Source organism: Octadecabacter sp. SW4 (assembly GCF_008065155.1).
Classification (GTDB): Bacteria; Pseudomonadota; Alphaproteobacteria; order Rhodobacterales; family Rhodobacteraceae; genus SW4.
Genome location: NZ_CP042819.1, coordinates 1,222,813 through 1,236,328 on the forward strand (window position 1 = coordinate 1,222,813; position 13,516 = coordinate 1,236,328).

The window sequence follows — 13,516 nt, forward strand, 5'->3', positions numbered from 1 at the left end:
CGTCTGAAAATCAAAAACGGCGTAATAGCGTGCACCCTGGTCCAGCGAGGGCCATACCGGTATGGAAGCACCTCGACAGGATTCCCGCGTGGCTGGACGAGGCGCGGCGCATCTGCCGCGCGCCACCACCCGAAGCCTCGAAGGGGGCAGAGTGGCTCCTTGACAACGAGTATCATGTGCGTCGGGTGGTGCGTCAGGTGCGCGAGGATATGCCGCCGGCTTTCTATCGCCGCCTTGCCCGATCCGCTTTGCCGGAAGCGCGCGGGAGTCCGCGCGCGTTTTTGGCGGCATGCAGCTACTTTGATGAAACGCATGCGCAGGTCGACGCTGCCACCGCCACAGCTTTCGTGAGTGCGTTCCAAGGCGAGGAAGGGTTCGCCCTCGCCGAGCTTTGGGCGTTCCCTGCGATGCTTCGCCTCGTGGCGATCGAAGAAATCGTGGCGACTTTTTGCTGTCTTGTCCCGGAACTCGGACCACCGTTTCAAGGGCTGGAGAGGCCCGAGAACTGGCAAGACCGTGACCCAACCGATGCCCTGTCGCGGGCGATCGTCGCGCTCGCCGCAATTGAACGGATCGACTGGAAAGCCTTCGTGGAAGCGACAAGCCACGTTGAGGCAATCCTGCGCCAGTCACCCGACGGTTTATACCCCGGGATGGACTTTGACACGCGAGATCGGTATCGACAGGCGATCGAGGACCTCGCCGAAGGGACTGGAGCCTCAGAGCCGAACATCGCGCGCGAGGCGGTTCGTATGTCGCGCGGCCACCCGGAATCACCGCGCCAAAGCCATGTCGGATGGTGGCTGGTTGATGGCGGACGTGGCGAGTTCGAAACCCTGACAGGCTATCGCGGCAAGCGCGTCGGCGCCTTGCGCCGTCTGGCTCTCCGCCGACCGGGATGGGTCTACGCGACGGGTCTTGTCGGCGTTGGCGCACTGGCGCTTGCCGTCCCGCTTGCTCTGCTCGTCGCCTGGGACACAAGCGGCATTGCTCTCGTGCTTGGGGGTCTGCTGTTGCTGATGCCCGCTTCGATCATTGCGGTGACGGTGACGAACTGGCTCGTCACGCAGATCGTGCCGCCGCGGGTTCAGCCAAAGATGGACTTGCGAAATGGATTGCCCAAAGACGTCAAGGCGGCCGTCATCGTCCCAGCCATTTTCGGAAGTCCCGATGAGGTTGTTCCCGTTCTTGCCCAGCTTGAACGTCACATGCTGACGAACCCGGATCCGCAGATTCGCTACGCGCTTTTGAGCGACCCGACCGATGCCCAGCACGAAGTAACTGCCCGGGACGAAGCACTTGAGGCCGCGCTCGTTGATGGGATTCGCGCGTTGAACCGACGATATGAGAAGACCGCGCCCTTCGTCCTGCTCCATCGCCGACGCAGCTGGAACGAGGTGGACGGCATCTGGATGGGATGGGAACGCAAGCGTGGAAAGATCGAGGCATTCAACGACTTCCTGCATGAAGAGGCGGCGGATGCTTTCCCCCTGACCGAAGGGGATGTCGCAGGATTGCGCGCCGCGAAGTTTATCGTGACGCTCGATGCCGACACGATCGCGCCCCCGGGCGCGGTGCACAGCCTTCTTGGCGCGCTTGCCCATCCGCTCAACCGGGCGGAATTCGACGGGGAGGGAGAGCGTGTCATCGCGGGCTACACGTTCATCCAGCCAAGGATTGAAATATCACCGGAGGCGGGGGCGATTTCACCGTTCACGCGGCTCTACACCGGCGATACTGCCATCGACATTTACAGCCGCGCGGTATCGGACGTTTATCAGGATCTTTTCGGCGAGGGGATTTTCACCGGAAAGGGGGCTTATGATGCAATGGCCTTTCGGCGCAGCCTCGGGAACCGGGTTCCCGAAAACGCGCTGGTCAGCCACGACCTGTTCGAGGGGCTGCACGGGCGGGCGGCTCTCGCAAGCGATATCGTGCTCTACGAGGGATTTCCGGAGCGCTATCCGGATTTCGCACGCCGTATGCACCGCTGGATTCGCGGGGACTGGCAATTGCTGCCTTGGCTCGGCCGACATGCACCGGGGCGCGGCGGCGCTCGGCTGCGCAATCCTCTGTCAGCACTCGATCGTTGGAAGGTCGTTGATAATCTCCGCCGCAGTCTGATCGCTCCGTCCCTGGTGTTGCTGGCCATTTGCGGTTGGCTCGTGATTCCCGAGGCTGCGCTGGTTTGGACGCTGCTGACCGTGGCGGCCCCCGGCTCCTATCTCGTGACCTACATCGTCACGGGAATCTCACGCGGGCGTCGCCGCGGTGCCGTGCAGGACCGCTGGCGACAATTGCGCGACCACGCCGGCCGCTGGCTTCTGGAAATCGCCTTCATGGCGAACGAGGCCGTGATCAGCCTTGACGCCATCGCACGAGCGTTGTGGCGGCTTAACGTGTCGCGGCGCGGCATGCTGGAATGGTCGACTGCCGCCCATGTTGCCGCGACCGGGGCCGATACGCGGGCCCGCTTCTGGATCGACATGGCGGGCGCACCCCTGCTTGGTCTCGCCATCACGGCGACACTGGCTGTGCTGGCACCTGCCGCCTTGCCCGGAGCCCTGCCGCTGCTGGTGCTCTGGATGCTGTCGCCAGAAATCGCGTATCTGATATGTCGGCCATGGCGCCCTGTGGAGGACAGTCTTTCGGACACCGACGTTGCGTGGCTGCGCCACATCGCGCGGCGCACATGGGCCTATTTCGAGACCTTCGCCGGACCCGAGGACAACTGGCTGGCGCCCGACAACTACCAGACCGATCCCGAGACGAAAATCGCCCACCGATCGTCGCCCACGAATGTCGGGATGCAATTCCTCTCGTCCATGACGGCACTTGATCTGGGACATATCGGGCTGCGCGACTTCGCGCAGCGGACCGCTTATGCACTTGAGGCGCTGGAGCGGATCGAGCGCCACCAAGGGCATCTCGTGAACTGGTTTGATACGCGCACCCTTTTGTCGCTCGAGCCGCGCTATATCTCGACGGTGGACAGTGGCAACCTCGCGGTGGCACTTCTGACGCTGCGCGAAGGCCTCATCGAGGCCGCGAATGGGCCGGCGCTGTCGCGTTGCCTCTGGGACGGGTTCATCGACACGCTTGGAATTCTGGCCGAGGCAACGGAAGATCTGCCGACCGAGCATTCACAGATGCTAAGGGCGCGCATCCGCGTCCTGAGCGACAGCGCCGAAGCGGCGCGGGATGATCCGGCTGGGTGGCGCAGAGCCCTTTGTCGCAGTCTTGAAGAAGACCTGCCCGAGCTATCCGGCGCGATCCTGAAATCCCTTGATGCCGTGCCCGGCACCGATCCGGGCGAGTTGCATTTCTGGCTCGAGCGCTGCCGCCATCACGTGGCAAGTTTCTTGCGTGATCTCGACACCCTTTGCCCATGGCTGGCAGTCGAAGGTTTCATTGAGGTCGAGGAACAGGTCGCCGAGATCGCTAGAAGACTGTGCCCGGACATGCCGTTCGGGCAGCTTGATGATGTGTTCTCACGGATGCAGGACGACATTGAAAGCCTCGCGAGAACCGAGGCCAAAGGCGCGGAGCTGCAGACTGCCATTTCCGCCGGAAAGACGGCACATGTGGCTTTGCGCAACAACCTGTTGGCCCTTGCCGAGAAGGCCGGCAGGCTCGCGATGGAAATGGACTACGCCTTCCTTTACGACAGGGAAACCCGGACGTTCTTTATTGGATACAATCTCAGTTTCGACCGGATGGACGATCATCGCTACGATCTGCTCGCGTCCGAGGCGCGGCTGGCCAGCTATATCGCCATCGCCAAGGGCGATGTTCCGGCAGAACACTGGTTCCACCTGGGGCGGCCGATATCGCGTTCCTCCGGTCCACTGACGATCCTGTCGTGGAACGGGTCGATGTTCGAGTTCCTGATGCCAGCGCTTCTGATCCGTAGCGCCCCGGGTCAGTTGCTGGGCCAGAGCGAGCAGGCCGCCGTCGATATCCAGCGTCGCTATGGAGACCGGCTTGGCTTGCCCTGGGGTGTGTCGGAGGCCGCATTCGCCGCACGGGACACGGCACAGAACTATCAGTATCGCGCGTTCGGCGTAGCCGGGCTGGGCATGCGTCAGGGACTCGCCGATGACTACGTGGTTGCCCCCTACGCCAGTGCGCTGGCGCTGTCGGTCCGACCGGGCGCAGCCGTGGAAAATCTACACCGGCTCGAGGCGCTTGGCATCCGGGGGCGCTACGGATTCTACGATTCCGTTGACTTCACACCTTCGCGGTTACCCCAAACAGCCACTCACGTGCCGGTTTTCACCTATATGGCACACCATCAGGGCATGCTTCTGTCCGCCATCGGCAATGCGCTCAACGACAACGTTTTCGTGCGTCGCTTCCACCGCGATCCGCGCATTTCAGCCATTGATCTGCTGATGCATGAACGGGTGCCGTGGGAGTATATCCCCGAGCCGTTGCCGGACGCAGGCTCGACGCTCCCCAAGCAGATTGAACGACGCGTGCACCCGCTGGACGGCTGGCCTGCCGAGGACACGGATGCACCTCAGGTCCACACACTCGGGAACGGTCATCTCTCGGTCTGGCTGACGAGCGCGGCAACGGGGAGTATCTGGCGGCACGGGCAGTCGCTAACCAGTTGGGTTGGCGATAACGTCATCGACAATACCGCGGCGCGGCTATTGCTGCGCGATGCCGAGGATGGCGCCACATGGGACTTCCGACGCACGCCGGAACAATGGGTGGATGTGATGTTTCACGCTGAAAAAGCGTCCTTCCACCTGCAGCACCATGACATCGCCGCAACCCAGGAGATTTGCGTCGCTGCGGCCGATGACGTGGAAATCCGGCGCGTGACGCTGGTCAACCATGACGACCGTCACCGGGTGGTTGACGTCACGACATATGCGGAACCGGTCCTTGCGCCACATGCGGCGCACGAACGCCATCCTGCCTTCAGCAAGCTTTTCGTCAGGAGCGAGATATTGCCGGATATGGACGCAGCGCTTTTTACCCGACGTCCACGTCGGCCAGAGGATTCGCCTCCGGTGATGCTGCACCGGCTGTTATGTGAGGATCGGGCCGTCGCCCCCGCGGGCATCGAAACGGACAGGCGGGCGCTGGTCGGTCGTCACGGAACGTATCTCGCCGCCGCAAATGCGGATATGACCGGTGCGGCAGGCTGGACTCTCGATCCGGTGGCAGCGCTGCGGGCGCGGGTCAATCTTGCGCCGGGACAGCGCACAACATTCGCATATCTCACGATCGCGGCCGGGTCGCGGCAGGCGGCAATCGACACGGCAGAACGCTACGCCACCGTCGCCGCACTGGACTGGGCCTTCGAGGATGCAGCCCGCTCGGCAGCGGATGAGGCAAATCGTGTCGGCCTGTCGCAATCGGATATGGTCGATGCACAGCGCCTGGCCACCCGCCTTCTCAGGCCGCCTGCAAGGACCGCCGCAAACGGAGAGACCGGGGGACCCGGGCAGCCTGACTTGTGGGGGCTTGGCGTTTCCGGTGATCACCCGATTATGCTTGTCCGCATCGCAGATGCAGACAGCGCCGACCTGCTCCCGTCCATCGTGCGCGCGCAGCGTTGGCTCAGACGAAATGGCCTGCGGTCCGATCTTGTGCTTCTCGGCACGAAGGCCTCAAGCTACGAAGCGCCGATCGCGGCGAGACTGCGCGACGCTCTGCGCGATGCCGGGCTCGCCGAGGGTCTTGGCGGCGACGGCGGGGTTCATCTGCACAGCATTGACCGAATCTCGCCGTTCCAAGTGCGTGCGCTTGAGACACTCGCGCGGGTGACCCTTGATGGTGCCGCGCGAACGCTGGCTGCGGCGTTGCCGACATCGCAGGAAGACGACGTCAAACCGCCAGTCTTCGATCCCGGCGGCCAAGCGATGACCGAGGCCTTGGCGCGATTGGAACGACCCCAAGACCTCGTTTGCGACAACGGCCTCGGGGGCTTTGTCCCCGAAAGTGGCGATTATCTCATGCAGATTGGCCCCGGCCAGACCACCCCGGTGCCTTGGTGCAATGTCATCGCCAACGACGACTTCGGCACGATCGTCACGGAATCTGGGCTGGGGTTCACCTGGAGCCTGAACAGCGGGGAATTTCGCCTGACGCCATGGTCAAACGATCCGGTTGCGGACACCCAGGGTGAAGCGGTCTATCTGCGGGACGAGGAAACCGCGCAGGTCTGGACAGTCACACCATTGCCAAGGGGCGATCGGGTGCAATGCCGCATCATACACCGAGCGGGTGAGACGGTTTGGGAGCGGTCATCGCACGGACTTGCGCAGCGCCTTTCAATATCGGTGCCACAGGACGCACCGGTCAAGATGATCAGCCTGGAGCTGACGAACACCACGACACGCCAGCGGCGCATCACAGCGACCTGTTATGCAGACTGGCAACTTGGGGCGACACCGTCGACCGCCAAGCCACATGTCAGGACAGGCTATCACGGCACGGCCCGGGCGCTGATCGCGCAAAGCAGTTGGTCACCGACATTTGCCGACCAGATCGCGTTTCTGACTGCCAGCCGACCGGCACATGCGATGACCTGTGACCGTGCGGCGTTCCTCGGCTCCGGCGGCACAGCGATGCCCGAAGGCCTGCGGCGTTGGAGCCCCTGGGGGCGGACAGACGCGGTGGAAGACGCCTGCGCGGTCTACCAGGTGCATCTCGATATCGCGCCGGGCGCAACGGAAACGGTTGTCTTCGTGCTCGGGGCTGCCACCAGCCTGGCCGCGATCGAAACGCTCGCCGAGACCTTCGCTTCACCGGAACAGGCGGCTGCGGCCACGCAGGCAGTGGCGGATGGCTGGCAGCATCGTCTTGGTGCGATCCGGGTCGAGACACCGGATGAGGCCTTGGACCTTATGGTAAACCGCTGGCTGCCCTATCAGTCCTTTGCCTCTCGTATCCGCGCGCGCGCGGGGTTCCAGCAGGCCAGCGGCGGAGTCGGGTTCCGCGATCAGCTGCAGGACATGATGGCGTTCCTGTTGTCCGAGCCGCACCGTGTGCGCGCCCACATCCTCGATTGCGCCCGCCATCAATTCGAAGAGGGCGACGTGCTGCATTGGTGGCATCCGCCAGAGGACCGCGGCGTCAGAACCCGGTGTTCGGACGACATGCTCTGGCTGGTCTATGCCACCCATGCCTATGTCCGAGCGACCGGTGACACATCCATCCTTCAGGAAGAGGTGCCCTTTCTGTCCGCCCCGCCTTTGGCCGAGGACGAGGAGGACCGCTATGCCGCGTTCGAGACCGGGCAAGAGGCAACGCTGCTTGAACACTGTCTGCGCGCGATGCAGCGTGGCGCGACCAAGGGGGCACACGGTCTGCCACTGATCGGCAGCGGAGACTGGAACGATGGCATGGACCGGGTCGGCTCTCGCGGGCGCGGAGAAAGCGTCTGGCTGGCATGGTTTGCAGCATATTGCGGTGATGCCTGTGCCGATCTGGCCGACCTTTCCGGCCGGGCGGATGAGGCGGGGTTCTGGCGCAAGCGTGCAGAGGAATTGCGGCAGGCTGCGGAAACCTGCGCCTGGGACGGCGAATGGTATCTTCGCGCCTTTGACGATGACGGTTTCCCGTGGGGCTCGGCGCAGAATGACGAGTGTCGTATCGACAGCATTGCCCAGTCTTGGGCGGTTTTGGCGGGCGCGCCGAACCGGGCGCGCGCCGAAACTGCGCTCCGGTCGGCCGCCGCCCATCTGATTGACCCCGAACACCGGCTTGTGCGGCTCCTGACACCCACCTTCGACAAGACGCCACGCGATCCCGGTTACATCCGCGCCTATCCGCCGGGCGTGCGCGAGAACGGCGGCCAGTATACCCACGCGGCGACCTGGCTCGGGTTGGCGTTCGCGCGGCTCGGAGATGGCGATGAAGCATACCGGATATTCGACCTGATCAATCCCGCGCGGCGCACGGCGCGCCCCGAGGACATGCACTCGTACCGCGGTGAGCCCTACGTCATACCAGCAGATGTAGGTGGTGCGGCCCCATTCGAAGGGCGGGCCGGGTGGACCTGGTATACCGGTGCGGCAGCCTGGGCGTGGCGTCTGGCCGTCGAAGGAATCCTTGGGCTGGAACTGCGGGGCGGCGCCTTGCGTATCGCCCCCTGCCTTCCCTCCGATTGGACGGGATACCGCGCGACGGTGCGGGGGCAGGGCGGATCGATTGCGATTGAGGTAGAGCAAGTCGATTGCAGTGACGGCGGTGCCGCCAACACACAGGATGCGGGCGGCGAAGATGGCACGATCGTCGCGTTTCCAACCGACGGATCGACCCGCCAGGTTCGCTTGCAAGTCCGCCGTGGCAGCATCGAGCGCACGCGACAGGCCAACGCGGGGTCATGAACGCCCGATTGCGCGCCATCAATGTCGGACGTGTTGATCTGTCTACCCTCGCGCAAAAGATTGTGGAGGAGAGAGGCGGGTGCAGATCAACGAATTGCCACGCTACGACATGTCGATCAACACGACTGGGTGTTGTCCCAGGTTCAATCCCGAGGGATGGGACGGGCAGGATCTGCATTTCCGCGACAAGCCCATGGTGCGGGCGGTGACAATGTCGGCCATGCATGTGCCGCTGAACATGGGCCGGGTGTTGTCCCGTGTGCAAGGCCACATCGCGGATGTCGGTGCGCTTGATCCCAACGACTGCATCGTGCTGACCCGGGACATTTCGCCCTGGGCCAGCGAGCACTATTTTTCCGTCGGCAAGCCGGTGGAAGACGAGGAAATGACGACGCTGTCAGGGGATTTTATCACCAAGGTCTTCGAAGGACCCTATCGCGAGGCCCGCAACTGGTATCAAGAGATGCACGACCCGGTCCGCACGCGCGGCGGAACGCCGGGCGATGTCTATTTCTTCTACACAACCTGCCCGCGCTGCGCAAAAGCCTATGGCAAGAACGACGTCGTTGGTGTGGCGGAAACCTGCGCCGCCTAGAAGGTGGACGCCGGGAAGGTGATCACCGGCACCTCGATCTTGCGCTCGCTCATACCTCCATTCAGAACGTCATGACCGATCTGCTTCAAGGTTTCTGCTGTCTCGCTGTCGATCAGGACTTCCGCGCACGTTGCACAACGCAGCGCGGGTATCCGCTCTATTACATAAGGCTTTTCCCCGCTCCAGATCGAGGTCGTGGTTTCGCAGTCGACGAGGTCATACCCGCCGCAACGGGAGCATGTTCTGCCGGGTCGATCGTTGACGTTCGAGACGTTGGCTGCGGGCATGCGTCGTGCCTTTCTCTGCTTTGGATTGGCTGCTGAACGGGGGTCTTGAAAATCTGGTGGTTCGGTCTTCCTGAATGTCCTTGCGGAAGAAAAACCTCGGCGTGGCCACGGCTAAACGGCAACTATGGACATCCACCTGATACACAAGGCGGCGATCACAAAAGAAACCCGGCAGCAGGCAATTGAGGGACAGGTCAAAGACAAGCTGCCGGGGCAAGGATGCGCCTCCATGAGGTAGAGGCGCGCGGGTTTGGGCCGCGCCGTCGGCTCAGGCGGCGGATTTCACCGCCACCTTGCGTTCCTTCTGTTTCGCTTCCGGGGTCTTGGGTAATGTCACGGTCAACACGCCGTGGGTGAAATCTGCAGAAACGGCTTCGGCATTGACGCCCGAGGGCAGGGAAAGGGTCCGCTGGAATTCCCCGTAGCGGCGTTCACTCACGAGGTAGTCCTCCTTCTCCTCTTTCTTCTCCTCGGATTTTTCACCGCGAATGGTAATCGTTCCATCACTCAGCTTGATGTCGATATCCTCGGCGGTCATTCCCGGCAATTCGGCTGTGATCCGGTATTCGCCGTCACATTCCACAAGTTCTGTCGCCGGCTGCAGCGCCCATTCAGCACTTGCGGGGAACAATGAATGAACCCGGCGTGACAGCGGTTGCCGCCAGAGTCCTGCGCCAAAATCGTCAAACAATCGGTCGATCTCGTTTCTGAGCGAAAGCATCGATGGCCACCCCTCGACGGTCGCTGGTGGCGTCTCTGTGCGAACTTCAATCTCGGACTTCTTCTTGGACATCCTCAGGTCTCCTTCTGGCAAGGCCGCGCTTCTGCACGGACACAGGTTTCATGACAGAGTTGAATCTATGTGCACCGCGCGCCAGTGCATTGACGGCGGTCATCCGGTCGTCAGATTTCAGTGCGCCGAAGCAGTTTTCCATCCGCTTTGACCGGTTACTCTCGCCCACGCGACGAGCGGGCGGTTCCACACCTGCAATGGTCGCGAGCAAGTCGAGATCGCGAATCCGGAACCGGTAGGGTGTAAGGCTGGTGACCAGACCTTTTTCTTCGAGATATCGCAACGTCCGGCTGATCGTCTCGACGGCGGTGTTGGTCAGGTCCGCCCAGTCGCCCCGGTCGATTTCCATGCTCAGGACAAGGCCTCCGTCGGGGAGCGGCTCGGTCGGCATGAACGCGACTGCCCTGACGAGGAAGGCGATGATCCGCTCGCGGCTGGTCAAGGTGCCATTGTGCCAGAGAAGTCCTAGCGTGCGATGATGCTGATGGTCGATCTCTCGCAGCATCACCCTCCGCAAGCGCGGGTTGATTTCCAGTTGCTGCTTGACCGCCGCACTGTCGTAAGTGCAGATTTCGACGTCAGTTGCGGCCTCGAAATCATGGTCATGCTCTCGCTCGGCAAGCCCGCCAACGATGTCTCCGGGCATCGCCAGTCCAACCAGGATACGATTGCCGCTCACCTTTATCACCGACCGTCGTGCATATCCGCGTCGGATCACTCCGAGAAAGCCGCTGGCCTCGCCTTGCCCGACGATCCGCTTTCCGCGACCAAAGCGGCGAAGGACTGGCGGATGCGTGCCGAATAAACGCTCATCCTGGATAACGCGGCAGAGCTGTGACCCGCGTAACTCGCATCCGTGACACTGGGCAAAAGGTTTGCGGGCATTGGCACCGTTCCAGCGGACATCTGCTGCCAAACCACTTGCAGTTTGAATCATGTCTATCGCTCCTGTTCAAGCGCCCGGATCACGGCGTCGCGCAGATCCGCCTCGGGCAGGTTGATGAGATTGAGATCGCGTTCGAGGATCACTGCCCTGGTCAGCGAGGCAGGTATTTCAGAGCGCAAGACCCCCAGCATCTTTGGAGCTGCGAAAATCGCCAGTCTGGTCAGATGCCCCCTGCGAAAGTGGCCTTCCAGAATGCTCAGGGTGTCCTGCGCGAAATCATGCATGTCGCGCAGGATCGGGTCGGATCCGGGTGCCATCGCCGAGCGCCGCCCGTCGGCGCCCGATGCGAAGCTGCGGCCCGCCTTGTCAGAGAGATAATCGCGCAGATGGGTCGATTTCGCTTTGCTGACAAGTTCTATCGGGTCCTGCGAACCGCCGCCTTCGAAATCCCGCAGAATGCGGGCTCGGACGCCATCGCTCACCAAAGCCCATGTCTTGTGACGCATTACATCCCCCACGTTGAACGCTTTGCACACCCGGGATGAAAGCTGATCCGCAGCGGATGGTCATTGATATTTGTCAACGCCGGTCCCGGCTCAGCGGTTTGCCGCCCGTGGTGGAACTGGCGAAAGCGTGGTAGCCCTCAAACGTTGGTGATCAAAACGAAGGTGGCGCGATTCGCTAGCTTGGCCAGACAATTGGGGGCGCGCGAGATATGGCGAGAAAGACCCGCGAGGGGCCGCGCCTGGCTTTGGCTGGACAGAAGGTGTTTTCGCAGATTCGTCCGGAAACACGGGACGCGCTGGACGCGATGTGCCGCGTGAAAAGCTATCGCGCCAGCCAAACAGTCGTTCATGCGCAGGAGAAATCCAATTTCATATGCTGCGTTCTGTCGGGCATCTTGCGTATACAAAAGACACTGGTGGATGGGCGCGAGCATATTGTCGGGCTTCTTGTCGAGGGAGATGTGTTTGGCAGGGTTTTCGACGGCGCGGCAGAGTTTTCCATCGAGGCCGCGACAGACGCGGAAATTTGCGCGTTCCCCCGTGCCCAATTCGAGGCTCTGCTGACGCAATCGCCGGACCTTGAACGCGCTGTGCTGTTGAATATCACCAACGAATTGGACCGGGCGCGCGAGTGGTTGATCATTGTGTCAAACCAGAAGATCGTCGGCCGAATTGCCGGATTCCTGCTGCTGATGTGTTCGCGCTTTCACAATATCGACCATATTCTGCAACTGAGTCCGGAAGGCATCGAGGTCAATATACCGATCAGTCGGGCCGATCTGGCCCATCTGTTGGGCACACGGCCGGAATCAATCTCTCGCTCCCTGCATTCGCTTAGCGATCAGGGGGTTATCGACATTCTCGAGCCCAACCGCATCTTGATACGGGACACCAAAGCTTTGGCGTTGGCGGCCGACGTAGATGAAATCGAGGCGATCGCCACCCTCCAGGACCTTTTGAAGAACCATCGCCCCGAGCGCTGACCGATGTCGAGAGATCAGCCCGGATCGCTTGGGATGATCGGGGGGCTGGGTTTCCTCCACCGCTGATCTGCCTCAATTCGCGATCGTCACTGACGCGGCGTAGGCCCCCTTGTCACCCTGCATCTCGCGGAACCTGAGCCGGGTGCCCTTGTTCAGACGCTTCCAATCGTCAGAGGTCAGGCTGTCGCGCTGGAAATATACCCTGCGGCCATCATCGGCCTGGACCCAGCCATATCCAAGTTCGGGCTCCAGTTCGGCGATTTCGCCGTGAAGCACCGGCGGATGATGCTTTACCTCAACGCCGTCCATTTTCTTTTTGCGCTTCTTCAATGCTTTCTCGGCGGCGGTGAAAGCACGGTTCAGGGCCAGGATCAAATCGTCCTGCGCGCTGCCTTGGGCGATTTCCCGTGAAATCGACACATCAGGGCCGGGCAAGTGCAGGTTGAGCCGAACCTTGAAGACGCGCCCGTGCCGCTTCTTTCTCTGCGGCGCCCCCATCGTCACCTCGCAACCGGTGAGGCTGTCGTCGCGTCGTTCCAGCACCTTGATGCGCCGGTGCACCAGATTTTCGACCGCCGGTGAGGGATCGACATTGTGATAGGAGATGATCGGTTCAATCTGCATCTTGAGCCCCCGGACAGCGGACATCATCAAAATGGAGCAAACGGGCACTGTGGATCATGGATGGTGATCCGCCACGGCATGCAGGAGTTCGCCGGATAATTCCCGGCTGACCGCGTGAGAAATGTCGCCAAGGCTCAGCATGCCCACGAGCCGTTTGTCATCGTCAATAACCGGAAGACGGCGGATCTTCTTCTGGTCCATGAGATGAATGGCGTCTTCCACCGATTCGGTCGTCCGGCAATAGACGATGCCCGTGGTCATGATCGCCTCGGCGGTCGTCTTTGTCGGATCGCGTCGCTTGGCAACCACCCGAAGCGCGATATCACGGTCGGTGACCATGCCGATCAGTTTGTCATCCTTGGCGACCGGAATCGCGCCAACATCATTCATTTGCATCATCTTCGCCACCTCGCTGACGGGCGTGTCGGCACTGGCCCAGTCAGCCCGCTCGTGCATTGCCGCAACAATTTCCATTTGCGAGATTCCTTTCA

General features: G+C 61.9%; 9 protein-coding genes. 3 read left to right on the plus strand and 6 right to left on the minus strand.

The genetic code is table 11. The annotated features are described in order from the left end of the window. Nucleotides 1-197 precede the first annotated feature (197 nt). Nucleotides 198-8,351, plus strand: a complete 8,154-nt coding sequence (locus FTO60_RS06120) for a glucoamylase family protein (RefSeq protein WP_254696910.1) — start codon at nucleotides 198-200, stop codon at nucleotides 8,349-8,351. A gap of 79 nt (nucleotides 8,352-8,430) precedes the next feature. Continuing rightward, nucleotides 8,431-8,946: a hydrolase gene (locus FTO60_RS06125; RefSeq protein WP_148055128.1), complete on the plus strand. Its 516-nt coding sequence runs from the start codon at nucleotides 8,431-8,433 to the stop codon at nucleotides 8,944-8,946. Here FTO60_RS06125 and FTO60_RS06130 read toward each other — a convergent pair. From FTO60_RS06130 to FTO60_RS06145, 4 genes are all read right to left on the minus strand, one after another. Further along, nucleotides 8,943-9,233, minus strand: a complete 291-nt coding sequence (locus FTO60_RS06130; RefSeq protein WP_148055129.1) for a YgiT-type zinc finger protein — start codon at nucleotides 9,231-9,233, stop codon at nucleotides 8,943-8,945. The two genes, FTO60_RS06125 and FTO60_RS06130, sit on opposite strands and share 4 nt — an antisense overlap. A gap of 268 nt (nucleotides 9,234-9,501) precedes the next feature. After that, nucleotides 9,502-10,026 carry an Hsp20/alpha crystallin family protein gene (locus FTO60_RS06135; RefSeq protein WP_148055130.1) on the minus strand — a complete coding sequence of 175 codons (525 nt, stop codon included), beginning with the start codon at nucleotides 10,024-10,026 and terminating at the stop codon, nucleotides 9,502-9,504. Beyond that, entirely contained in the window at nucleotides 10,001-10,963 is a 963-nt protein-coding gene (locus FTO60_RS06140) for a Crp/Fnr family transcriptional regulator (protein ID WP_148055131.1), read from the minus strand. Before FTO60_RS06140 ends, FTO60_RS06135 begins: the two co-directional genes overlap by 26 nt. Nucleotides 10,964-10,965: 2 nt before the next feature. Beyond that, on the minus strand, nucleotides 10,966-11,418 hold the full coding sequence (locus FTO60_RS06145) for a host attachment protein (RefSeq protein WP_148055132.1): 453 nt from the start codon (nucleotides 11,416-11,418) through the stop codon (nucleotides 10,966-10,968). A gap of 209 nt (nucleotides 11,419-11,627) precedes the next feature. Here FTO60_RS06145 and FTO60_RS06150 point away from each other — a divergent pair, with 209 nt between their 5' ends. Further along, nucleotides 11,628-12,401: a Crp/Fnr family transcriptional regulator gene (locus FTO60_RS06150; protein ID WP_148055133.1), complete on the plus strand. Its 774-nt coding sequence runs from the start codon at nucleotides 11,628-11,630 to the stop codon at nucleotides 12,399-12,401. Nucleotides 12,402-12,473: 72 nt separating this feature from the next. Here FTO60_RS06150 and FTO60_RS06155 read toward each other — a convergent pair whose 3' ends face one another. Beyond that, the gene (locus tag FTO60_RS06155; protein WP_148055134.1) at nucleotides 12,474-13,025 is read right to left on the minus strand and encodes an HPF/RaiA family ribosome-associated protein; all 552 of its coding nucleotides are present in this window, start codon (nucleotides 13,023-13,025) and stop codon (nucleotides 12,474-12,476) included. Nucleotides 13,026-13,079: 54 nt separating this feature from the next. Continuing rightward, complete coding sequence (locus tag FTO60_RS06160; RefSeq protein ID WP_148055135.1) at nucleotides 13,080-13,499, minus strand: CBS domain-containing protein; 420 nt, start codon at nucleotides 13,497-13,499, stop codon at nucleotides 13,080-13,082. Nucleotides 13,500-13,516: the final 17 nt, after the last annotated feature.

Excerpts from the sequence above, each read along its gene's own strand:
- FTO60_RS06130 (WP_148055129.1), bottom strand. The coding sequence starts at position 9,233 with ATGCCCGCAGCCAACGTCTCGAACGTCAACGATCGACCCGGCAGAACA.
- FTO60_RS06135 (WP_148055130.1), bottom strand. The coding sequence starts at position 10,026 with ATGTCCAAGAAGAAGTCCGAGATTGAAGTTCGCACAGAGACGCCACCA.
- FTO60_RS06140 (WP_148055131.1), bottom strand. The coding sequence starts at position 10,963 with ATGATTCAAACTGCAAGTGGTTTGGCAGCAGATGTCCGCTGGAACGGT.
- FTO60_RS06145 (WP_148055132.1), bottom strand. The coding sequence starts at position 11,418 with ATGCGTCACAAGACATGGGCTTTGGTGAGCGATGGCGTCCGAGCCCGC.
- FTO60_RS06150 (WP_148055133.1), top strand. The coding sequence starts at position 11,628 with ATGGCGAGAAAGACCCGCGAGGGGCCGCGCCTGGCTTTGGCTGGACAG.
- FTO60_RS06155 (WP_148055134.1), bottom strand. The coding sequence starts at position 13,025 with ATGCAGATTGAACCGATCATCTCCTATCACAATGTCGATCCCTCACCG.
- FTO60_RS06160 (WP_148055135.1), bottom strand. The coding sequence starts at position 13,499 with ATGGAAATTGTTGCGGCAATGCACGAGCGGGCTGACTGGGCCAGTGCC.